Raw genomic sequence first — 619 nt, 5'->3', positions numbered from 1 at the left:
TCACACTGTCGGAAAACCAGGCCGAGCACGTGCAGCAGTCCTTCGATCAGATGGACACCCCCCGCAGCCGGCGGGTGCTGCTGGAGGGCTGGGAGAAGTTCCACGAGCCCGTGGACCGCATCGTGTCCATCGGCGCGTTCGAGCACTTCGGCCGGCAGCGCTACGGCCGCTTCTTCAAAATGGCCTACCAGGCGCTGCCGCCCGGCGGAGTGATGTTGCTGCACACCATCGTTCGGCCGTCGTTCAAAGACGCGCGGGCCAAGGGCCTGAAGCTGACCCACGAAATCGTGCAGTTCTCGCAGTTCATCCTGGCCGAGATCTTCCCCGGCGGCTGGCTGCCGACGCCGCAGACCGTCGGCGAGTACGGAGTGACCGCGGGCTTCGACCTGACCCGCGTCCAGTCGCTGCAGCTGCACTACGCCAGGACCTTGGACCTGTGGGCCGAGGCACTCGAGGCCAATCGCGAGCAGGCGGTCGCCCTGCAGTCCGAAGAAGTCTACGACAAGTACATGCACTACCTGACCGGCTGCGAAAACTTCTTCCGCAAGGGTGTCACCAATGTGGGGCAATTCACGTTGGTCAAGTAGGGCGGGACAAGTCGGCCCCGAACGGTTCACCG

Annotated in this window: 1 protein-coding gene; it reads left to right on the top strand. The window is 64.5% G+C overall.

What is annotated here, in order from left to right:
• On the top strand, positions 1-587 hold a 587-nt coding region (locus A5646_RS21175), incomplete at its 5' end, for a class I SAM-dependent methyltransferase (protein WP_067023998.1).
• Positions 588-619: the final 32 nt, after the last annotated feature.

Origin of the sequence: Mycobacterium sp. 1245499.0 (assembly GCF_001673615.1) — a bacterium.
Taxonomy (GTDB): domain Bacteria; phylum Actinomycetota; class Actinomycetes; order Mycobacteriales; family Mycobacteriaceae; genus Mycobacterium; species Mycobacterium europaeum_A.
The sequence above is the reverse complement of the archived record's forward strand: the minus strand, read 5'-3'. Positions and strand labels throughout refer to the sequence as shown.